At 73.1% G+C, this 21,467-nt stretch carries 18 protein-coding genes and 2 pseudogenes; 12 read left to right on the plus strand and 8 right to left on the minus strand.

All coding sequences use genetic code 11. The features are described from left to right. Both AB0K09_RS10950 and AB0K09_RS10955 read left to right on the plus strand, forming a co-directional pair. Window positions 1-487, plus strand: a pseudogene (locus AB0K09_RS10950) (ATPase); the annotation flags it as partial. A 106-nt stretch (window positions 488-593) separates the two neighbouring features. Next, window positions 594-1,544: a hypothetical protein gene (locus AB0K09_RS10955; RefSeq protein ID WP_366065010.1), complete on the plus strand. Its 951-nt coding sequence runs from the start codon at window positions 594-596 to the stop codon at window positions 1,542-1,544. Between the two features lie 116 nt (window positions 1,545-1,660). On the opposite strand, the gene AB0K09_RS10960 is transcribed toward AB0K09_RS10955, so the two are convergent. The 3 genes from AB0K09_RS10960 to AB0K09_RS10970 form a co-directional block, all read right to left on the minus strand. Beyond that, window positions 1,661-2,713, minus strand: coding sequence for a lactonase family protein (locus AB0K09_RS10960; protein WP_366065011.1), 1,053 nt, complete (start codon window positions 2,711-2,713; stop codon window positions 1,661-1,663). A gap of 73 nt (window positions 2,714-2,786) precedes the next feature. After that, window positions 2,787-3,776: a lytic polysaccharide monooxygenase gene (locus AB0K09_RS10965; protein WP_366065012.1), complete on the minus strand. Its 990-nt coding sequence runs from the start codon at window positions 3,774-3,776 to the stop codon at window positions 2,787-2,789. Between the two features lie 114 nt (window positions 3,777-3,890). After that, window positions 3,891-5,294, minus strand: coding sequence for a cellulose binding domain-containing protein (locus AB0K09_RS10970; RefSeq protein WP_366065013.1), 1,404 nt, complete (start codon window positions 5,292-5,294; stop codon window positions 3,891-3,893). A 727-nt stretch (window positions 5,295-6,021) separates the two neighbouring features. Here AB0K09_RS10970 and AB0K09_RS10975 point away from each other — a divergent pair. From AB0K09_RS10975 to AB0K09_RS10985, 3 genes are all read left to right on the plus strand, one after another. Then, window positions 6,022-6,633, plus strand: coding sequence for a DUF6230 family protein (locus tag AB0K09_RS10975; RefSeq protein ID WP_366065014.1), 612 nt, complete (start codon window positions 6,022-6,024; stop codon window positions 6,631-6,633). Further along, window positions 6,624-7,634 carry a DUF6114 domain-containing protein gene (locus AB0K09_RS10980; protein WP_366065015.1) on the plus strand — a complete coding sequence of 337 codons (1,011 nt, stop codon included), beginning with the start codon at window positions 6,624-6,626 and terminating at the stop codon, window positions 7,632-7,634. The genes AB0K09_RS10975 and AB0K09_RS10980 overlap by 10 nt, the downstream gene beginning before the upstream one ends. Before the next feature lie 282 nt (window positions 7,635-7,916). Then, complete coding sequence (locus tag AB0K09_RS10985; RefSeq protein ID WP_366065016.1) at window positions 7,917-10,268, plus strand: polyprenyl synthetase family protein; 2,352 nt, start codon at window positions 7,917-7,919, stop codon at window positions 10,266-10,268. A 174-nt stretch (window positions 10,269-10,442) separates the two neighbouring features. On the opposite strand, the gene AB0K09_RS10990 is transcribed toward AB0K09_RS10985, so the two are convergent. Then, complete coding sequence (locus tag AB0K09_RS10990; RefSeq protein WP_366065017.1) at window positions 10,443-11,846, minus strand: HAMP domain-containing sensor histidine kinase; 1,404 nt, start codon at window positions 11,844-11,846, stop codon at window positions 10,443-10,445. After that, entirely contained in the window at window positions 11,843-12,553 is a 711-nt protein-coding gene (locus AB0K09_RS10995) for a response regulator transcription factor (RefSeq protein WP_366065018.1), read from the minus strand. The genes AB0K09_RS10990 and AB0K09_RS10995 overlap by 4 nt, the downstream gene beginning before the upstream one ends. 42 nt (window positions 12,554-12,595) lie before the next feature. Between AB0K09_RS10995 and AB0K09_RS11000 the strand changes: the two genes are divergently transcribed. Further along, the gene (locus tag AB0K09_RS11000) at window positions 12,596-13,111 is read left to right on the plus strand and encodes a hypothetical protein (RefSeq protein WP_366065019.1); all 516 of its coding nucleotides are present in this window, start codon (window positions 12,596-12,598) and stop codon (window positions 13,109-13,111) included. A gap of 65 nt (window positions 13,112-13,176) precedes the next feature. On the opposite strand, the gene AB0K09_RS11005 is transcribed toward AB0K09_RS11000, so the two are convergent. Beyond that, window positions 13,177-13,668, minus strand: coding sequence for a hypothetical protein (locus AB0K09_RS11005; protein WP_366065020.1), 492 nt, complete (start codon window positions 13,666-13,668; stop codon window positions 13,177-13,179). Window positions 13,669-13,852: 184 nt separating this feature from the next. Here AB0K09_RS11005 and AB0K09_RS11010 point away from each other — a divergent pair, with 184 nt between their 5' ends. Then, entirely contained in the window at window positions 13,853-14,875 is a 1,023-nt protein-coding gene (locus AB0K09_RS11010) for an alcohol dehydrogenase catalytic domain-containing protein (RefSeq protein WP_366065021.1), read from the plus strand. Between the two features lie 39 nt (window positions 14,876-14,914). Here AB0K09_RS11010 and AB0K09_RS11015 read toward each other — a convergent pair whose 3' ends face one another. Beyond that, window positions 14,915-16,417 (minus strand): FUSC family protein, encoded by a 1,503-nt coding sequence (locus AB0K09_RS11015; RefSeq protein WP_366065022.1) that lies wholly within the window; start codon window positions 16,415-16,417, stop codon window positions 14,915-14,917. Window positions 16,418-16,683: 266 nt separating this feature from the next. Here AB0K09_RS11015 and AB0K09_RS11020 point away from each other — a divergent pair, with 266 nt between their 5' ends. Next, window positions 16,684-17,169 (plus strand): Lrp/AsnC family transcriptional regulator, encoded by a 486-nt coding sequence (locus AB0K09_RS11020; RefSeq protein WP_366065023.1) that lies wholly within the window; start codon window positions 16,684-16,686, stop codon window positions 17,167-17,169. A gap of 106 nt (window positions 17,170-17,275) precedes the next feature. Next, the gene (locus AB0K09_RS11025; protein ID WP_366065024.1) at window positions 17,276-18,202 is read left to right on the plus strand and encodes a serine hydrolase; all 927 of its coding nucleotides are present in this window, start codon (window positions 17,276-17,278) and stop codon (window positions 18,200-18,202) included. A gap of 56 nt (window positions 18,203-18,258) precedes the next feature. On the opposite strand, the gene AB0K09_RS11030 is transcribed toward AB0K09_RS11025, so the two are convergent. After that, on the minus strand, window positions 18,259-18,681 hold the full coding sequence (locus AB0K09_RS11030; RefSeq protein ID WP_366065025.1) for a YjbQ family protein: 423 nt from the start codon (window positions 18,679-18,681) through the stop codon (window positions 18,259-18,261). 144 nt (window positions 18,682-18,825) lie between these two features. Here AB0K09_RS11030 and AB0K09_RS11035 point away from each other — a divergent pair, with 144 nt between their 5' ends. From AB0K09_RS11035 to AB0K09_RS11045, 3 genes and pseudogenes are all read left to right on the plus strand, one after another. Further along, the gene (locus tag AB0K09_RS11035; protein WP_366065026.1) at window positions 18,826-19,602 is read left to right on the plus strand and encodes a (Fe-S)-binding protein; all 777 of its coding nucleotides are present in this window, start codon (window positions 18,826-18,828) and stop codon (window positions 19,600-19,602) included. 44 nt (window positions 19,603-19,646) lie between these two features. Continuing rightward, the gene (locus AB0K09_RS11040; RefSeq protein WP_366065027.1) at window positions 19,647-21,131 is read left to right on the plus strand and encodes a lactate utilization protein B; all 1,485 of its coding nucleotides are present in this window, start codon (window positions 19,647-19,649) and stop codon (window positions 21,129-21,131) included. Then, window positions 21,128-21,467: pseudogene (locus tag AB0K09_RS11045) on the plus strand (lactate utilization protein C); the annotation flags it as partial. The gene AB0K09_RS11040 and the pseudogene AB0K09_RS11045, both read left to right, overlap by 4 nt.

A 21,467-nucleotide genomic window follows, 5' to 3' on the forward strand; every position in this document is an offset into this window, starting at 1 on the left:
GGCCCTGCGCGCCCACGACGGGCGCGCGGGCGGTTCCCGGGCGCTGCTGGCACGCCTGGAGGCGGTCCTGGGGCCCGCCCAGGAGCTGCCGGGGAAGCTGTACCCCCGCGCGGACCGCACGGCCGTACTGGCGTCCTTCGCGCCGGAGGTCGGCCGGTGCGCGGCGAGCGACCCGGTCGCCGCCGGCATCCTCCGCGCGGCCGCGCGGCACATCGCCGAGACGGCCGCGGCCGTCTGCCCCCGGCCGGCGGCCGGAACGGCCGGAGCCGCACGCGGGACCGACATGGCACTCACCGGCGGGCTGACGCGGATCGGCGCGCCCCTCCTCGACCCCCTCCATCGCGAGTTGCAGTTGCAACTACCTTACGCCAGACTCGCCGAGGCGCGCGGCGATCCCCTGGACGGCGCATCGCACGTCGCCGGGGCGTTGCTGACGGACAGTCTGCGGCTGCCCGTCGACGACGTGATGTTGCGTGTCATTTGCTGAACACATCCGTGTCCGTCGGATGAACCAACGAATAAATCCGGACAGACACTGCCGAGTGGGCCCCACCCGAACAGTCAAGTCCTATGAACGACTAACATGCGGCGCCATGAGCTCCCCCACAGGGCCCGCGTCCGGCCTGCCAGTACGAATGCCGCGTCCCCGCCAGCCTGGACGGCACCGGCGGCCGGAGCCCGCGGCCGCCCCGGCGGGTGCGCCTCCCCTGGTGCTCGCCGTTCCGGGGACGCCCGACCTGACCACGCGCCGCCATGCCGAGGAGATCCTCAGCATCGCCCGCTCCGAGCTGCCCGGCCTCGACGCCCGCATCGGTTACCTCGACGCCGCCGAGCAGGCGGAGGCCGGCGAGGGCTTCCCGGCGCTGGACGCCGTCCTCGGCCACGCCGCCGCACAGCGCGCCGCTCGCGGTGGCGAACCGCGCGAAGCGGCCGCCGAGGGCGTCGAGGACCCGTGGGAGCGGGCGCCCGACGCCGTCGTGGTACCGCTGCTGGCCGGACCGGACAAGGCGGTCATGCGCCGGATACGCCAGGCCGTCATGAACAGCGGCTCGGCCAGTGAGCTGACCGACGCGCTCGGCCCGCACCCGCTGCTCGCCGAGGCGCTGCACGTGCGCCTGTCCGAGGCGGGTCTGGCCCGCGCCGACCGGGCACGGCTGTTCACGGTCGCAACCGCCGCCGACGGCATCGTGCTGGCCACGGTGGGCGGCGAGGAGGCCGTGCAGGCGGCGGGCATCACGGGCATGCTGCTCTCCGCGCGGCTCGCGGTGCCGGTGCTGGCCGCCGCGCTGGACGAGGACGGCGGCGTGGCCCGTGCCGCCGAGCGGCTGCGCGAGTCCGGCTCGCGGAACCTGGCGCTCGCGCCCTGCCTGATCGGTCCCGAGGTGGACGAGACGCTGCCCGCCATGGCCGCCAAGGAGGCGGGTTGCGCGGTGGCCGAGCCGCTCGGCGCATACCCGGCGATCGGCAAGCTCGCCCTCGCCAAGTACAGCGAGGCGCTGGGCATCGCGCCGCAGACCCGGACGCCCGGGGCGCAGGTCCACTGACGCGACGGTGCCGCGGTCTCTTCGGGGCAAGGCCTCCACGGTGGTCCGTGGGGGCCTTCGCCGTGTCCTGACGCGTGCGGGGTTCAGGCCATGGCGGGGTTCAGGCCGGGCGGGGTTCAGGCCAGGAGCACGCAGGACGCGGCCGGTACGTCGATCGAGCCGGCGCGGCGCGGCAGCCCCGAGTCCTCGTCGACGGTGAACCAGGTGACGTCGCCGGAGCGCTGGTTGGCGGCGTACAGCAGCCGGTCGCCGGGGCCGGCGGCCAGATGGCGCGGCCAGCGGCCGCCGCAGGCCACGGTGCCCCGGAGCTCGGGTCGCTCCCCCGACGCGTCGAGGGCGAGCGTGGCGATGCTGTCGTGGCCGCGGTTGGCCACCCACAGGAAGCGGCCGTCGGCGGAGACGACAGGGGCCGACGGGTAGGTGGTCATCCGTACCCCGGTGGGCACCACCCGCGTGCCGCCCGTCGGCTCCAGCCTGCCCGATACCGCGTCCCAGCGGCACACGGTGACGGTCGGCTCCAGCTCGTTGACGACGTAGGCGTGCTCGCCGCGCGGGTGGAAGGCCAGGTGCCGCGGGCCGCTGCCGGCGGGGAGCACGCTCTGCCCGTGCGGCGCGGGCGCCCCGGTGGCCGGGTCGAGCGCGTACGTCCACACCGAGTCCGTCCCGAGGTCGGCGGAGAGCAGCCAGCGCCCGGAGGGGTCCGGGACCACCGCGTGGGCGTGGGGTCCGGCCTGACGGTCGGTCACGGGGCCGCTGCCCCGGTGTGCGAACACCTCCGAGGGCGGCCCGAGGGTCCCGCCGTCGCCGACCGGGAGCACGCTGACACTGCCCGATCCGTAATTGGCGGTGAACAACCGCCCCGCGGCGAGAGCCAGATGCGTGGGGGCATCGCCCCGGACCGGCACGGGCGCGCCCAGGGGGCGGGGACGCGCCGGGTCGGCCAGGGACAGGGCGGCGGCCGAGCCGTCGTCGGTCTCGCTCACCGCGTAGAGCACGCCGCCGTCCGGGGCGAGCGCGAGGAAGGACGGATCGGCCGGCTCGGCCGTGGAGTACCGGGCCGTCAGGGCACCCGTCGCCGCGTCCACTTCGGCGACGGTGATGCCGCGTCCGCCCTCCTCGGTGTACGACCCGAGGTACGCCCACCGCCGCCGATCGCTGCCGCCGCCCATCGCACCGTCCCGTCCGTCGATCCGCGTCTGACCCGACAGAGCAGACGCTACAGCGGCGGGGACGCGGCGGGCCTCAGGAGCGGCCGCGGGCGGAGCGCCGGCGTGCGACGAGGAGCAGGGCGACGGACCCGGCCGCCAGGGTTCCGGCGCCGGCGACGGCCAGCGGGAGGGTGCTGCGGCCGCCGCCGGTCTCGGCGAGCTCGCCGTGCTGCGCGGCGGGGGCCGCGGCGGGGGCGCCGGCGGTCCCGACGCCGTCGGTGTGCGCGCCGGTGTCGCGTGCCGCGGCGGGCCGGGCGCCGTCGTCCCCGCCGTGCCCGCCGTGCGCGGTGTGATCGACCGTCGACTTGGCGGCTCCCTCGGCGATCTGCCGGTCGCCGGGCGCGGAGGCGGTGGGTGCGGAGGGCGCCTGTGCCGCCGCCGGCGTGCGGGTTCCGCCGAAGTCGACGTCGGAGCAGGTGTAGAAGGCCTCGGGGCTGTCGGAGCGCTGCCAGATGCTGTAGACGAGGTGTCGGCCCGTCCTCCTCGGCACGGTGCCGGTGAAGGTGTAGCTGCCGTCCTTCAGGGCGGGGTTCGTGACCTTGACGAAGGGCTTGGCCTCCAGGTCCGACCACTTCAGCGGCTTGGCCGGGTCGTAGCCGTCCTTGGTGAGGTACAGCTCGAACGTGCCCCGGTGCGGGGCGGTGGCCCGGTAGCGGAAGGTGTGCGCGCCGGGTGCCAGCTTCGTCGCGGGCCAGTCGGCGCGCGGGAGGTCCAGCCCCTGGTACTTGTCGCGTCCGGCGCTGCACAGCTTGCCGTCCGGGATGATCGCGCGGTGGCGCCCGGCGGCGTCGCCGATGTTGACCTCGTTCCAGTCGTAGAGCGGCTGGGTACCGCCGGCCGCGACCATGGCCTTGCAGGCCGCCGAGCGAGGGTGCTCCGGCCCTTCGGCGAAGCAGGCGGAGACCCTGCTGACCGGGTCCGTCATGGAGCCGTGCGCCCCGGCCGGCGATGCGGCCAGCGCGGTGAGCGCGAGGGGTGCGAGGGCGAGCAGGGACGTCCGGACGGCCTGGTGGCGTATGCGCATCGGGATTCTCCTGGGGGAGGTGAGGGGTGCCCCGCACGCCGGCGCGAGGTGGGGGGAGCCGGGCGTGCGGGGCGGTGTGGGGGCTGGTGGGGGGCGTGGAGGGGCGGGGTCAGCTCATCGGGCGGCGAACGCCTTGGTGAAGGCGAAGGGGTCCTGCTGGATCGAGCTGCAGGTCGCGGACGCCGAGCTCTGCGGCCCGCCCGGGCAGGGCTTGTCGCGGGCCGCCGACCACATGGACAGCCAGGCGATGCCCTTGCTCCGGGCGAACGCCGTCAGCTGTTTCGCGTCGTCGACCGTGAAGACCTCGGTGGCCACGTCGTTGACGCCGATCATCGGGGTGACGGCGACGGCCTTCCAGGCGGCGGCGTCGCCGAGCCCCAGCACGCCCTTGAGCTGCGCCTGGGTCGCGGTGGCCGCGTCGATCGCGTACCGGCCCATGTCGCCGCCGAAGGAGGCGCCGTAGTCCATCGCCATGATGTTGACCGTGGAGAGGGCGACGCCGTTCTTCTTGGCGTTCTCCACGAGCTTGACGCCGTCCTGGGTGAGCCCGGTGGGCAGGACGGGGAGGGTGAAGGAGACGTCGAGGCCGGGGTGCTGCTTCTGGAGCCGGGCGACGGCCTGGGCGCGGCGGGTGTTGGCGGCGGTGTCGGGCAGTGCGGCGCCCTCGATGTCGAAGTCGACGGCGGTGAGCCGGTACGCGTCCACGACCTTGCCGTAGGCGGCGGCGAGCTCGTCGACCGAGGAGCAGGCCAGGCCCAGTTCGGAGCCGGCGGCGCCGCCGAAGGAGACCCGCACGTCGCCGCCGGCCGCGCGCAGCCTGCCGATCTGCGCGGCGACGGCGTCGGCGCCGAGGTCGGTGACGCCGCCCCACTTGGGGGTGCAGCCGCCGCCGGAGGTGATGAAGGCCAGGTTGAAGTTCTTCACTCCGGTCTTCTCTGCGGTGCCCAGCAGGTCGTAGGCGGGGTAGAGGGAGGTGTCGACGTAGGGGGCGAAGGCGGCGTGCGCGCCGCCGGGAGCCGGGGACGTGGGTGCCGGGGACGTCGGGGTGGGGGCCGGGGTGGTGCCGGTGGGCCGGGGGCCGGGGTTCTCACCCGCCGAGCATCTTGCGCCGTTGATACGGCAGTTGGCGGGAGCGGTGGCGGAGCCCGTCGCGACGAAGCCGACGGTCACGGACTTTCCGGGGGCTATGGCCGCGTTCCAGCTCTCAGGCTCGACGGTGACGCCACGGCCGCTGACGGTGTGCCTGCCGTTCCACAGGGACGTGATCCTCGCGTCGGCCGGCAGGTCGAACGTCAGCTTCCAGCCGGACAGTTCCGTGCCCGTGTCGTTGGTGATGACGTACTGGCCGGTGTAGCCGCCCGACCAGGCGCTGGTGGTGGCGAACGCCGCGCCGGCCGAGGCGGCCCGGGCCGTGCCGGTGAGGGTGAACGCGGCGCCCGTCGCGAGCGCCGCGGCGGCGCAGACGCCGGCCAGCTTCGCCTTGCGGCTCAGCCGCCGGCGGTGTGCGGAGGAACCCATCGCGTGCCTGCCTGTTCAAAATCGGGGGTGGGGGGTGGACACGGCGGCACGTTAGCGAGAACGAACGAGGCGAATCACCCAATGCGGGCCTGTGGCTCGCTTCTTATGGCGGGCTTAAGGAAGGCATGAGCGCGGGGTAAGAAAAGCGCACCGAGGGCCGACGGCCGGGCAGATGAACCCCGCCGCGAGCTCGGCTCCTTCGCAGGAGCCGGTCCGGCAACGTCCGCACTCCTCCGCTGACAGTCACCTGCGGTGGCTCCCGGTTTGGCTCCCCGCCGACGTGTGACGGGGAGCCCTGAGGCGCGGGTCGGGGTGTCGCGTGCTGGTCCGCGGGATGAAGGTGAGGCCGGGCTGTAGGCCAAGGTCGCAGCGGACACCGACCCAGGCTGTCTTCTCGCTACGGTCGTTGGCGGTGTCGTCACCCGTACGAACGACGGTGCCGCCCCTTGGCCGCCGCCGTGGAATTGCACAGTCCCGTGGTTTCGGGCCGGACCTTCAGACCGAGGCACGTATCCGGCGACGCTCGGGACCTGGTGGCCAGGGTCGAGGGCTCTGCCAGGCTTTCCGTGAAGCCGATCACGAAGGTGCGGTCTCGGTGACTGTGGGTGGCCCTGGCCGCCTCCGCTTGTCACGGCCGCCGTCAGCCGTTGCGCCACCCTTTCAGGATCATCTCACTTATATGAGTGATTCTCTGTGACCCTGGGGGCGCCGTACCGGTTACGGCGGCATGGGCAACGGCTGGAAAAGGCCCGGGCGGCTGTTCACGGGGCTGCTCAAAGGGCTACGTAAATCGATGGGGCCCACGAACTGGGCCAGGTTCGGTGCGGTGTTGGCGACAGCGTCCGTGATGGCCTTCGGATTGCTGTCGGCCACAGCCGCAGGTGCCTTGCCCGCGTCGATCGCTGTTTCAGGGTCGTTGTTCAAAGTGTCGGCGGAGCAGGTGAAGCAGAGTGGTGTCAGCCAGTATCCCGGGCTGAGCGATCAGTCCGACCGGCATGAAGCGATCATCGCGACCGCAGAGCACGTGTCGATCACCCGCATGTGTCAGTCGATGCTGGTGCCCACCCCTCTCGGTGACGTCACGATGCGGGTGACCGCCGGGCAGCGCCGCCCCGTCACGGCCACATCCATGGTGATCGATGCCCGACAGCTCAGCGCCGACGCGGAGTTCACCGGCCTGAAGGTCGGCGGCACCTCCGGCGGCGGAACTATGCGGCAGACCGTGCGACGGTTGGAGATGGAACGGTTCCGTATGACCGCGTCGACCAGCAGCGCAGGGACCTTCCGCATGCCAGGCATGAAGGTCTCGGTCGAGTTCGGGCGGCACGAGTGTTTCTGATCCCCCGGCGAGAGCGGACGCATGCCGGGCGCGGTCGGCGCTGTGCCCGGCCCGTCGTCGCCGCATGCCTGGTCACGGCCGCCGCTGTCGAGATGATCGCCCTGCCGTTCGCCGCCTTTCCGGTGGCGATCACCGTGCCGGGGGTCGCGGCGAACGCGGGGCTCGGCATCAGCCTCCCGCTGCTGCTTACCGGCTGGGTGCTGTACGCCCAGCCGCAGCTGCATGCGCCCGCTGGGCTGGCGGCCGTCGGGCTGTCGCTGGCGGCGCTGGTCGCCTGCAACCTCGGTGGATTCCTCGCAGGCAGCGCGCTGGGTGTGGTCGGTGGTGCGCTGGCCTTCGCCTGGAGAGGACCCCGGCCACCGGCCGACCCGCCGTCCGCCGCGCGGACGGATTCGGGCCGTGACCGAATGCGCAGGCTGCCCGCGGTCGCCTTGCTGCCTCTGGTCTTGCTGCCTTCGCCTCTCTCGTCCCCCACCCCGACGCCCTTGGAGGCTGCCGCCCGGTGCGACGAACCGCAGGCGTACGAAGCGGCCGCGGCTTGCGCGTTCGCACGGCACGAGCGGGCTCTTCCTCCCGGAGCCGGGACCGGGAGAGCGCTGACCGTTCGAAGGCTCACCGGCCGGGCCGCCTTCTGCCGCCGCACCAGTGTCCGCCGGTCGGATGGGCGTCCGTTGCCGGTCCTGCACTGCACGCTGACCGATGCCACGGCCCAGGGGGTGCGCCTGGTCCCGGGTTCCGGTCGCTCCGGGCCCTCGCTGTCTGCCGCTCGGAGCCGGCTCACTGGAACGGTCAGTGGCACGGCGACGGCCATCTCCGGTCGTCTCTTCGGCGTTCTTCCGTTCAACGTCACACCTGAGCTACTCCTGACACCGGTGTTCCTGCCGAGCCTGACGCTCAGTTATGCACGCGCCGACCTGGTGGATTTGCAAGCGAGTTCCGGACAACTGGACGGAGTCGTGTCGACCGCGGACGACGCGGCGCCCACAGCCCCCGACGCGTGACCGGCGACCCCGTCCCGCTCTCCGACCGTCCCGACCTGCGCACGCGAATGAAGCCTTCTGTGTGTCCTGCGCGCCGCAGGAATTCCCATTTGAACAACCTTTTGGACACCCCATGAACACATGAACAAGCACACCTCACAGAGATTGTCAGCGGCATCCGCCGAGACCGAAGCCGGCCGCCGTACCCCGCATCCGCCCCAGTGGCGACATGACTGGCCGCCTCGGGGCGGCACGGTCGACCCGGCGCGTGATGACCCGCCCCATCCGGACTGCGGCGTAGAGATGTGGTCCGTCAACGCCCGGGTACGGACGTCCGAAGGCGACGGGCACGGGCTGTCCGTACTGTTCCTGTGCTATCGGGCGACTCCGGACGAACCCTCCGCGCACGACCCCGCCCACGCGTTGATCTGGTCTCGCACCCATGCGGCCACAAGCACCTACAGCTACGAGTCCTGGATGGACGGCGCGGCTTTCGCCGCCACCCGCTCGGCCGTCCGGGACGACACACGCTGGGACCCCCGCGTACGCCGAGCCGTCGAGGAAGCACTGGACGGGGGCCGCCCCCTGTTGCCGGACCGGCTGCTGGAGGCGCCCGTGAGACTCTCCACCCGCACACTGGGCCTGGACTTCGGCGGTGTGGCCACTCTGCGAGGGCACTCGGACGGCTCGTACCACCTGACGGTGACGGGCCAGGAGGAGAGCTTCGACCTGGTCCTTCAGCCAGGTAAGAAGCCGGTACCGCTGGGCGACGAAGGGGCGATGCCGCTCTGGTGGCCTGACAAGGCGCATAAGGACAGCATCGACAGCCTGTACACCTACTGCGTGCCCCGGCTCGGTGCCCGGGGCAGTCTGACCCTGCCCGGCCGCGCACCTGCCCGTGTCGTGGGGGAGGCGTGGCTGGAGCACTCCTTCGGCGGCGAGGGACGGCGCGACCCTCACTTGCACAAGAACCTCGACGCAGCCGCCGTGAAGATGGAGCTGCAACTGGACAACGGCTGGGACGTGGCGGCCCTGCGGACGAGCCTGGTCGACACCAAGCCCACCAGCGCGGGCAGCGCCGAACCGGGCGAGCGCTGGGTCACCCCTACGACGGCTCAGCACGACGACCACATCGGTGCCTGGGTCGAGCTCTCCCAGCGCACAATCTGCACCACCGTCTCCCCCGACGGGGTACACCGCCCGGCCACCGCCGACCTGACGGCCTCCCAATACTGGGTCTCCCCCCTCACGGTGACCTCCTACCCGATCGGCATGCGGCTGCGGATTCCGGACCTGGCACTGGACGTGTGCCTGACCACGCCCGTCCGCGAGCAGGAGTCCCGGCCGCTGGTCACCGGACTGGCCTTCTGGCAGGGTCAGTCCCGCATCGAGGGCACCATGGACGGCCGCCCCGTGAGCGGCCACGCCTTCGTGGAGATCGTCCCACCCAACACCATCAGCGACCTCGAAGACCAGATGCGCCGGGTCCGCCAAATCACCCAAGCGGAAGTGCGCCTTCTCTACCCCGATGCCCCCGACCCCGCCGTGGTGCACAACATCGCCGGGCTGGACGGCCACCAACCGCTCGACGCCTCCGCGGCCGCCCAGGTGCACGCGTCACTCGTGACGCCCGTCCGGCACGTGATCGACCTGGGCGGAAAGACATGGCGCTCCCTCGCGGCCATGTGCGTCATGGCCCACTTCAGCAAAGAAGCGGACCGCTACCGCTCCCTGATGGCGGTCACCGAACTGCTCCACACTGGTGCGCTGATCGTCGACGACGTCGAGGACAACTCGCCCCTGCGCCGTGGCGGCCCCTCCGCCCACCAGGTCTTCGGCGTACCCACCGCCATCAACGCCGGCACCAACGCCTACTTCATCCTCGACCGCGTGGCCGACGACATCCTGCCCGACGACCCCGCACTACGCCTGCGCGTCTACCAGACGTATCTGCGCGGCCTGTGCGGGGCGCACGCCGGGCAGGCCCTCGACATCGCCGGCCACGACGAGGCCATGGACACCGCCGTCGCCACCGGTGATGCCACGGAGCTGCTCCAGCGCCTGCACTCCAACCACCGGCTCAAGACCGCCTACCCGGTACGCGCCATCACCGAGATCAGCGCCCTGCTGGCAGGCGCCGACGAGGCCCAGATCACAGCCATCGGCGACTACGCCGAGGCCCTGGGAGTGGCCTACCAGATCAGCGACGACGTCGCGGACCTCCACGGCGTCGGCACCATGGAGCGTCACGGGCACCGACGAGCCGCCAAGCGCGTGGCCGAAGACCTCCAGAACGGCAAGGTCACCATGCCCCTGGCCCTCGCCGTACCGCTCCTGTCGGCGAAACAGCGCCGCGCCGTATGGAACGCCGTGCGCGGCGGCAAAGCCACCCCCGTCACGGCCCTGACTGTCGCCCGCACCCTGATCGAGTGCGGCGCCGTCGAGGCCTGCCGCGCACACGCCACAACACTCCTCGACAAGTCCTGGACCGCCATGGACACCACACTGCCCCCCACCATGCCCAAAGCGCTGATGCGCGCCCTTGGCTGGTACGCCGCCCAACGCGAGGACGACATCCCCGACCAGCCCGCCATGCCCCGCGTCCCCCGCCCCAGGACCTGGCGATGGGTGACAAAGGTGCCATTCCGCTCATAGCGGCTGTAAGCGCCCTCAATGCCGCTGCGACGCCGACCCCGAGAAGATGGACGCCGGGCAAGCCGAGCAGGCGTGGGAGTTCGTTCGGCCGTTGCTGCCCGTGCCTTTGCGTGGACGCAAACGGCTGGATGACCGCAGGGTCCTCAACGGGATCGTGTGGAAGTTCCGTACGCGTCAGCGGCGCGGACGGCCGCGCCGTACCCCGCGTACCCGGCGGCGCTCGCGGCGTGGTGCGGCGCCGCCGTTCAGGGAGAGCCAGACGCGTACTTCCGCGCCGCCGAGCACCGAGCGCCCGATCCGTACGTCGCCGCCGGTCGACTCCGCGACGCGGCGGACGATGTCCAGGCCGAGGCCGGTGGAGCCGGTGCCGCCCGCGCCGTGACCGCGGCGCAGTGCGGCGTCGGCATCGGCGATGCCGGGGCCCGCGTCGGAGACGAGCACGATGACGGCGTCCTCGCTGTGGTGGACGTCCACCGCGAAGGCGGTGCCCTCGGGCGTGTGCCGGAAGACGTTGCCGAGCATCGCGTCCAGGGCGGCGGCGAGTTCGGGACGGGCGACGGGGACGCGTGCGGTCGCGTCGACGCCCGCCAGCCGGACCGTCCGGCCCTCGTCCTCGGCGAGCGCGGACCAGAAGTCCATGCGTTCGCGGATCACTTCGCAGGCGTCGCAGCCGAGCGTGGGCTGCGGCTTGTGCCGGCGTTCCTCCCGCGCGGCGCGGATGAGCTGGTCGACCTCGCGTTCCAGCTGGGCCACGGCGGCGCGGGTCTGTTCGGCCGCCGGGCCGTCGCCGAGCGAGGCCGCGTTGAGGCGGAGGACGGTGAGCGGGGTGCGCAGCCGGTGCGAGAGGTCGGCGGCGAGCTCGCGCTCGCCGGCGAGCAGCCGGACGATGTCGTCCGCCATGGAGTTGAAGGCCACGGCGGCGGCGCGCAGTTCTGCCGGGCCGTCCTCGGGCACCCGTACACCGAGCCTGCCCTCACCCAGGGCGACGGCGACCCGGGCGAGCCGTTCGGCGGGCCGCACCAGGCGCAGGCCGAGCCGGTCGGCGGTGGCGACGGAGCCGGCGATCAGGGCGAGGCCGACTCCGGCGAGGATCAGCCACGAGGTGGTGACGCCGTTGCCGACCGCGCTGTGCGGCACGTAGACCTCGACCACCGCGAACTCCCCGGCGCTCAGGGCGGTCGGCTGGAGGAGCGCGTAGCCGCCGGGCACGGCGGTGACGAGGGAACGGCCGCGGCGCGCGGTCTCCACCTCCCGCGGGACGGCGCGGGAGTGGCCGATGTCGTAGGCGGCGTGTTCGTCGCCGGCGTCGTGCGCGGCCGCCGGGGCGGTGCCGGTGCGCGGCACGTGGACCGCGAGCCGCCCCATCTCACCGGCCTGCGAGCTGGCGACCGCCCGTTCCAGCTGGGCGCGGTCGGTGGTGATGGCGAGGGCCGGCCGGATCTGGGCGGCCTGCCGCTCGGCGTCGGTGAAGGCCCGGTCGCGGGCGAGCTCCCTGACGACCAGGCCGAGCGGTACGGCGAAGGCCAGCACGACCATCACGGTGACGGCGAGCGAGACCTTGACCAGTGCCCATCTCATGCGGCCGGGGGTTCCAGCTTCACGCCGACGCCGCGCAGGGTGTGCAGATAGCGCGGCCGGGCGGCCGTCTCCCCCAGTTTGCGGCGCAGCCAGGAGAGATGGACGTCGATGGTCTGGTCGTCGCCGTAGGACTGCTGCCAGACCTCGGTGAGGAGTTCCCTGCGCGGGACGACGATGCCGGGGCGCTCGGCCAGGTAAGCCAGCAGGTCGAACTCGCGCCGGGTCAGGTCGAGCGGTGTGCCGTCGAGTTCGGCCTGGCGGCGCAGCGGATCGACCGACAGGCCGCCGACGCGCAGGACGCGCGCGGGCACCGGCTCCCCCGCCGGGCCCGGGTGTCCGGTCCGGCCGCCCGCGCGGCGCAGCACGGCGGTGACGCGCGCCGTGAGGTGCGCCGCGGAGAAGGGCTTGACCAGGTAGTCGTCGGCGCCGTCGGTGAGCAACCGGACGATCTCCGCCTCGTCGTCCCGCGCGGTGGCCACGATGACCGGCACGTCGGTGATGCCGCGCAGCATCTTCAGTGCCTGCGCTCCGTCGAGGTCGGGCAGTCCGAGGTCGAGGACGACCGCGTCGAAGCCGACGTGCGCGACCTCCCGCAGTGCCTCCAGGGCGGTGCCGACGCTGCGGACGGTGTGGGACGCCTCGGTCAGCTGCCGGATGAGGGCGGAACGGACGAACGGATCGTCCTCGACGACGAGCAGTCTTGCCATGGGCCGCACCGTACGCCATTCGGGTGAGGCAGCATGAGCCGGATGAGACGAGGTGTAGTGCACGCCCTGGCCTGGGTGTTGGCGACGGGCGCCGCGATGGCGGTGTCCTGGTACGGGGTGCGGACGGTGCTGACGGGCACGGGGCACGAGCCGCCCCGCGCGCTGCCGCTCTCCCGCGCCGCGGTGCCGTCGCCCGCCGCGTCGGTGTCCGCGACGAGCGGTGTCCGGTCGCCGGTGCCGGCGCCTTCGTCACCGCCGCCGAGCTCCTCCGCGCCGTCCGGTCGGCCGGGCGCGCCCGGGCCGTCCCCGTCGGGTTCGCGGCCGTCCCCGGGTGGCGACGGGGTGAGGAGCTTCCCGGTGACGGGCGGCCGGGTGGTCTTCGACCTCGGCGAGGGGGCGGCGACGCTCGTGTCGGCGACGCCGGACGAGGGCTGGGAGATGCGGGTGTGGACGCAGGTGCAGTGGATCCGCGTCGACTTCGTGTCCGGGGCACGGACGAGTTCGGTGTTCGTGACCTGGAACGGTCATCCGCCGCGGGTGCAGACCGTGGAGAGCTGATCCGTGGGGAACTGATCCGTGGGGAACCGCTCCGTGGGGAACCGCTCCTTGTGGTCCGGCGGCGTTCACCCGCCGGTCAGGGCGTCCGCGAGGGCGTCGGCGGTCTCGCAGAGCATCGTCCGTCGGCGCCGGCCTGCCTCCGTACCGGGGTGCAGGGCGTCGCGGGGGCCGACCAGGGCGAGCGCCACGGGCCACGGGCGGGGCTCGGCGTCGGTGAGGGAGGTGGCCAGGGAGGCGGTGTCCGGCTGATCCTCCTCGACGGTGTACACGCAGCGCGCCCGGCGGGTTCCCAGCGCCGCGGCCAGGGCGCTGCCCGCGGGCCGGATCCGGCCGGTCTCGAGCTGCTGGAGCGTGTTGTCGGGGCGGAAGACGTGGTGGACGATCCGGGCGCCCCGCGCGTGCGGGACGGCCAGCTGGACGCTCAGGCCGCTGTGCGCGGCCAGCATGTCGGCCAGCGGTGTGGCGAGGGCGCGCAGCTCGTTGGCGTCCGGCGCCTGGTGATCGTGGTGCGGCGGTACGGCCGCGGTGCTGTCGGTGAGGGCGTGTGCGTTGAACATGGCCCCCACGCTAGGAACGCGGCCCCCGAGCGCTTATCGGCCCATCGGCCGATTTCCGCCGGCCCGGCCGCCCTCCTCAGGGGTGTGCCCGGTCCCGGCGCGCGGGACGGGGGCGGAGCTGTTCTGCTGGTGAGGAGGGGGTTTTCCGGGGGGCCTGGCGCCGAGAGAGAGCGGGGAGGCCGGGATGAGCACCTACCGAGTCGCGCAGGTCGCCGAGGCCGGCGGCCCGTTCGCGATCGTGGAGCGTGAGGTACCGCGGCCGGGCCCCGGCCAGGTGCGGGTCGCGGTGGACGCCTGCGGGATCTGCCACAGCGACGCCATGTTCGTCGAGGCCATGCTGCCGGACGTGCGGTTCCCGGTCGTCCCGGGGCACGAGGTCGCCGGGCGGATCGAGGAGCTCGGCGAGGGGACCGGCGAGGCATGGCGGGTGGGCGACCGCGTGGCCGTCGGCTGGTTCGGCGGCAGCTGCGGCCACTGCACGCCCTGCCGGCAGGGCGATTTCATCGTGTGCGAGAACCTCCGGGTCCCCGGCTGGGCGTACGACGGCGGCTACGCCGAGGCGCTGATCGCCCCGGCCGGCGCCCTCGCCAGGATCCCGGAGGGGCTGCCGGCGGCCGACGCCGCGCCCATGGCCTGCGCCGGGGTGACCACGTACAACGGGCTGCGCCGCAGCTCCGCGCGGCCGGGTGACCTGGTGGCCGTGCTCGGCATCGGCGGACTGGGCCATCTGGGGGTGCAGTACGCGGCGGCCATGGGCTTCGAGACCGTGGCCATCGCCCGCGGGGCCGGCAAGGCCGAATTCGCCGAGCGGCTCGGCGCGCACCACTACGTCGACAGCACGGCGGACACTCCCGTCGCGGACGCGCTGCGGGCACTCGGCGGCGCCAAGGTCGTCCTGGCCACCGCCGCCAGCTCCGAGGCCATCACGGCGACCGTCGACGGGCTGGCCCACCGCGGCGAGCTGGTGGTCATCGGCGCGGACACCGAGCCGCTGGGCATCAGCCCGAACCAGCTGCTCATGCAGGGCAGGACCGTCCGCGGCCACCCGTCCGGCAGCGCGCAGGACGTGCAGGACACGCTGGCGTTCAGCGCCCTGCGCGGGATCCGCCCGATGATCGAGACCATGCCGCTGGACGGGGCCGGCGAGGCGTACCGCAAGATGCTCTCGGGCGCCGCGCGGTTCCGGATGGTCCTCGCCGTCCGCTGACCCGGCCCACCCGGCTCGGGCGCCGGTCGGGCGCGCCGGTCAGGCCCCGGCCAGGGACGAGGGGCGGGAGCCGCTCAGGGGGTGGGCCAGGGAGGCGAGGGCCGTCTCCAGGTCGTGCAGATGGGCCAGGGCGCGTTCGGCACCGGGGTGGTGTCCCGGGGCCGTGGCCGCGAGGTCCGTGAGGGGCGCCGGGGCGCCCCCGGGGCCGACCAGGGTGTGCAGGGCGGCCTCGACCCGCTGGCAGGCTGCGGTCAGCCGGGCGTCGTGCGAGGCGTCCGGGTCGGCCGCGACGGCGGCGAGACCGCGTGCCTGGGCGGCGCAGTCGTCGAGGTGGAGGACGACCTGCCGGGCGCGCTCGCGGCGCTCGCGCAGGGGGCTGAGCGGGTGCAGCAGCGGGGCGACCGAGAGCCGGACCCGGGCGAGCAGGGTCTCGAGCTCGGCGACGTGCGGCGCGGGGTCGGCGGCCTCGTCGCCGGCCAGCCGGCGCGCGGACTGGGCCGTGCAGTGCCGTACGGCCAGCAGGGCGCGCTGGATCCAGCCGTCGGTGGCGGCGTGGGTGGTGACGGGCAGCACCACGGCGACCGCGATGGCGGCGCCCGCCGCGCCCACCAGCGTCTGCTCCAGGCGCAGGACGAGCAGACCGGGGTGGAGCACGCCGAGGAGCCCGTACAGCAGCCCGGCCATGACGGTCACGAAGAACATCATCCAGCTGTACGAGGGCGCCGCGGTGTAGAAGATGCCGAAGACACAGAGGGCGACGAGGACGACCGTGGGCACGGGAGCGCCGTGCAGGGGGACGGCGACGAGGAGGCCGACGCCGATGCCGGCCAGCGTGCCGACGACGCGACGGAAGCCGCGGACGAGCGTCTCGCCACGCGAGGCCGTGTTGACGAAGATCCACCAGGCGGTGCCGACGGCCCAGTACCAGCGCTGGTCGGAGACGAGCTGGCCGACGCCCAGGGCCAGGGCGCAGGCCACGGTGTTCTGGAACGCCTGCCGGGTGGTGGGCCGGGCCAGGCCGCGGGCCGCCGGCGGGGCGGGCGCGGCGGGCGGCGGGGTGCGGCGCTCGATGCACCACAGGCCGAACCGGACGAGGGACGTCGAGGCCAGCGCCATGAGCACGGCCGTGTAGAGGACGGGCAGCTGGGTGGGCACGGCGTGCAGGAACTGGGTCGCGAAGAACTGCATGAACGCGAAGATCCCCAGGGCCTGCCCGCGGGCGCCCCAGCGGCGCGCGTACACGCCGGCGAAGACGACGGCGAGGAACGCGGCGTCACGGGCCAGTGGCAGTGCGTGCAGGCAGGTCGCGAGGGCGAGGACGGGGAAGCCGACGGCCGGCAGCAGGGCCGTGGTGACCGCCTGGCGGCGCACGGTCGGGTCGGCGACGGTGAACAGCGCGAGGAGGGCCGCGAGCCCGCCCGTGATGGACGCGGACAGCGGCAGCCCGGCCAGCACCGTGACGGTGACCGCGAGCGTCACTCCGATGACGGCACGGGCGGAGGTGCGGAGCCTGAGCCGGCCCGGATCCGGAGCCACGAACATCCTCTTCAGAGCTGCCGCCCCCATTTCTGCGCGTCGGTCGGGGGCCGGGACATGGCGTCCGGCCCGGTGCCCGCATGACATCTGGCATGACAAAGGCGCTGCGGGGGGCCGGAACCGGCTTCCTCGCCGTCCGACACAGCCGTGCGCAACGCCATCTGTGTAAAAGGAAATCATCTGCCGCCCAGCGGCTCAAGAGGTCCTTGGTCCATTGGGCCATTGGTACAGTCGAATTCCCAGATCTTCGACCACGAGGGAGCCGTTGGTCCATGGCCGTGGACGCATTGGACTCCAGGATCCTCCGGCTGCTGCTCGAACAGCCGCGGACGAGCGTGCGCGAGTGCGCACGTCTGCTGGGCATCGCGCGCGGCACGCTCCAGGCCCGGCTCGACCGGCTGGAGCGCGACGGCGTGATCACCGGCACGGGGCCACGGCTGTCCCCGGCCGCGCTCGGGCACCCGGTGCTCGCGTTCGTCCACATCGAGGTGACCCAGGGGCGGCTGGACACGGTGGCGGACACGCTCGGCGAGGTGCCCGAGATCATCGAGGCGTTCTCGATCACCGGCGGCGGCGATCTGATGGCCCGCGTCGTCGCCCGGGACGCCGCGCACCTGGAGGACGTGATCCAGCGGCTGGTGCGGTTCCCCGGCGTGGTGCGCACCCGCACCGAGATGGTGCTGCGCGAGCGGGTGCCGTACCGGATGGTGCCGCTGGTCGAGGCGGTGGGGCGCGCGGCGGAGCGTCCCGTCGTCTGATCCGCCCTGCTTCAGGGGCATCTGAGGACGCCCCAGGTTCTCCTCGCTCTCGCGTGAGTGCGATTATCTGCACGCTCAGCCCATCGAGTGAGGAAAAGGTATTCACATGGAGCCAAGCGGAGTAAGACCGGCCCGCCGCTGGGGCGCGGCGGTCCTCGCGACGACCGCCGCGGTGGCCGTCGCACTCCCGGCGACGACCGCCGAGGCAGCGAGCGGCCCGTCGGGCGTCGCCGCCAAGGGCGCGTTCCTGCTGGACAGCGGGGCCAACAAGGAGCTGTGGGCCAAGGACGCCGACACCCGTCGGCAGATGGCCAGCACCACCAAGATCATGACCGCGGTCACGGTCCTGGACACCCGCGGCATCGATCTGAACAAGCAGATCACCATCAAGCAGTCGTACCGCGACTACGTGCAGCGCACCGGCGCGAGCACCGCGGATCTGCGGACCGGCGACAAGCTGACCGTACGCCAGCTGCTCTACGGTCTGATGCTGCCCTCGGGCTGCGACGCGGCGTACGCGCTCGCGGACACCCTGGGGACCGGCAAGACCGAGGCGCAGCGCACGGCGTCGTTCATCGACAAGATGAACAAGCGGGCCGCCGAGCTCGGCCTGAAGAACACGAAGTACGACTCCTTCGACGGCATATCGCGGGCGGGGAACAACTACACCACCCCGCGCGACTCCGCGAAGCTGGCCCGCCACGCTCTCGCCAACGGCATGTTCGCCGTGGTCGCCAAGACCGCCTCGACCAAGCAGAAGGCCGCGAACGTCAACCGCACCTACTACTGGGACAACACCAACAAGCTGCTGGGCTCCTATAAGGGCGCCATCGGCATCAAGACCGGCACCGGCACCGCCGCCGGACCGTGCCTGGTCTTCGCCGCCCAGCGCGGCAAGCGCACGGTGGTGGGCGTCGTCCTCAACGACGCCACCAACCGCTACCCGGACGCCGTCAAGATGCTCGACTGGGCGTTCAACACGAAGACCCCGGTGAAGCTCCGCCAGCTGCCGGCGTCGGCCCAGCGCGACTGACCTCGCGGAGCTCGCGGGACCTCGCAGGATCTCCCTGAACGGCCGGCCCGGAAGGGTCAGCCCAGGAAGGTCAGCCGCACCTGGCGGTTCGGATTGTCCCGGTTGGTGTCGACCAGGCATACGGACTGCCAGGTGCCCAGCTCCAGCCTGCCGCCGATGACCGGCAGCGTCGCGTGCGGCGGGACGAAGGCGGGCAGCACGTGGTCGCGCCCATGGCCCGGGCTGCCGTGCCGGTGCCGCCAGCGGTCGTCGGCGGGCAGCAGGTCGCCCAGGGCGGCGAGGAGGTCGTCGTCACTGCCGGAGCCCGTCTCGATGACAGCCAGGCCGGCCGTTGCGTGCGGCGTAAAAATATTCAGCAGCCCGTCGCGGCCCCCGGCCGCCTGGCGCAGGAACGCCTCGCAGTCGCCGGTGAGGTCGTACACCGTCTCCGCGGACCCGGTGGTGATGCGCAGGACGTGGGTGTGGAAGGTGTCGGTCATGGGTCCATCTTGACGCCCGGACGGCACCGGGCGGGGATCCGCCGCCGCACGACGACCGGCACCGCGGTCTTTCGGTCCTTCACAGCGGCCCATGCGCTGGGGCAGTATGGGGCGGCGGACGATCATCGCCGCGAGGAGGACGGCATGCGCGTAGGGCTGTTCGTCACCTGCGTCAACGACACCCTGTACCCGCGCACCGGCCGTGCCGTCGTCACCCTGCTGGAGCGGCTCGGTGTCGAGGTGGGGTTCCCCATGGCCCAGAGCTGCTGCGGCCAGCCCCTGTACAACACCGGCTACCGGCACCGGACCGAACCGCTGATGGCCCGCTACGCCGCCGCCTTCCGCGACTACGACTGCATCGTCACCCCCTCCGCCTCCTGCGCGGCCATGGTCCGCGACAACTACCCGCGCCTCGTGGCCCGCGCCGCCGCCGAGCAGGACGCCGAACACGGGGACGAGCAGCGGGGCGCGCGGCTGGCCGAGGCTGCGGCGAGCGCGGTGCCCAGGACCTATGAACTCACCGAGTTCCTCGTCGACGTGCTGGGCGTGACCGACGTCGGCGCCCGCTTCCCGCACACCGTCACCTACCACCCCACTTGTCACGGCCTGCGCCTGCTCGGCCTCGGTGACCGCCCCCGGATGCTTCTCGAGAAGGTCGAGGGGCTCATCCTGCGCGAGCTGCCGGGCGCCGAGGAGTGCTGCGGCTTCGGCGGCACCTTCGCCGTGAAGAACGCCGCCGTCTCCGCCGCCATGGGCGCCGACAAGGCACGTGCCGTCACCGGCACCGGAGCCGCAGCCGTCTGCGCCGTGGACAACTCCTGCCTCATGCACATCGGCGGCACCCTCGCCCGCCAGAGCTCCCCCGTACGCACGCTGCACATCGCCGAGATCCTCGCCAGCACCGACGGGAGGCTCCCGTGACCCTGCCTCCACGACCCCCGGCAGCTGCCCGCACGTATCTCGGGATGCCGGCCTTCCCCCGGGCGGCGGCCGTCGCGACCGGGAACGCCACGCTGCGCGCCAATCTCCGCCGCGCCACGCACACGATCCGCGCCAAACGGGACCGGGCCGTCGCCGAACTCGAGGACTGGGACCGGCTGCGGGCCGCCGGGGCCGCCATCAAGGACCGCACGCTGCGGCACCTCGACCGGTATCTGGTGCGCCTGGAGGAGAACGTCGTCCGTGCGGGGGGCACCGTCCACTGGGCCGCCGACGCCGACGAGGCCAATCGCATCGTCACCGACCTGGTCCGGGCCACGGGCGAGACGGAGGTCGTCAAGGTCAAGTCCATGGCCACCCAGGAGATCGGCCTCAACGCCGCGCTGGAGCGGGCGGGCATCCGGGCGTACGAGACCGATCTCGCCGAGCTGATCGTGCAGTTGGGGGACGATCTGCCCTCCCATCTCCTCGTCCCGGCGATCCACCGCGGGCGTGCCGAGATCCGCGACATCTTCCGCGACCGGATGGCCGACTGGGGGCGGCCGGCCCCCGAGGGTCTCACCGACCGGCCCGCCGAGCTGGCCGAGGCGGCGCGGCTGCATCTGCGCGAGAAGTTCCTGAACGCCAAGGTCGCCGTCTCCGGGGCCAATTTCATGGTCGCCGAGACCGGGACCCTGGTCGTCGTCGAGTCCGAGGGCAACGGCCGCATGTGCCTCACCCTCCCCGAGACGCTGATCTCCGTCGTCGGCATCGAGAAGACCGTGCCGACCTGGCGGGACCTGGAAGTCTTCCTCCAACTGCTCCCCCGTTCCTCCACCGCCGAACGCATGAACCCCTACACCTCGATGTGGACCGGCACCACCGACGAGGACGGCCCCCGTGCCTTCCATCTGGTCCTCCTCGACAACGGGCGCACCGACGCGCTCGCCGACCCCGTCGGCCGGCAGGCGCTGCGCTGCATCCGCTGTTCCGCCTGCCTCAATGTGTGCCCCGTGTACGAGCGGGCCGGCGGTCACGCCTACGGCTCGCCGTACCCGGGCCCCATCGGCGCCGTCCTCACCCCGCAGTTGCGGGGACTGGCCTCTCCACTCGAAGAGTCGTTGCCCTTCGCCTCCTCCCTGTGCGGCGCGTGCTACGACGCCTGTCCCGTGGCCATCGACATCCCCGAGATCCTGGTGCACCTGCGCGAGCGGGTCGTGGAGGGCGGCGAAGCGACCGTCCGCGGCACCCGCACCGTCATCAAACCGGCCCGGCGGCATGCCGGGGAGCGAGCCGTCATGCGTGCCGCGGGCTGGACCTTCGATCACCCCGGGGCGCTGCGCCGCGGCCAGCGGCTCGCCGCCCGGACCCGGCGCTTCCACCCCCGCCGGCTGCCGGGGCCGGGCCGCGCCTGGTCGGACACCCGCGAACTGCCCGAGATGCCGGCCGAGTCCTTCCGGGACTGGTGGGCCCGGACGCGCGGTGACGCCGGGACCGGGAGCGGCGACGGAGAAGGGAACGGCCTCTCATGAGCACCCCCGCGAACGGCACCGCACGGGCCCGGATCCTGGCCCGCGTACGGCGTGCGCTCGCGGACGTGCCGCCGCACGAACGGCCGCAGGACGTCCCCGTACCGCGCGACTATCTGCCCGTCCACGGCACGCGCACCCCTGACGAGACGGTCGACCTGCTCGCCGAGAACCTGCGGGACTACCGCGCCCTCGTGCACCGCGTGCGGGAGCCCGAATTGCCCGGCCTCCTCGCGGAACTGCTCGACCGGCGGAGCTCCCGCCGCGTCGTCGTGCCGGCCGGACTGCCGGACGCCTGGCTCGCGACGGCCCCGGTGGAGCTGCTGCCCGACCGTCCCG

The sequence above is a fragment of the Streptomyces sp. NPDC049577 genome, assembly GCF_040675635.1.
GTDB lineage: Bacteria > Actinomycetota > Actinomycetes > Streptomycetales > Streptomycetaceae > Streptomyces.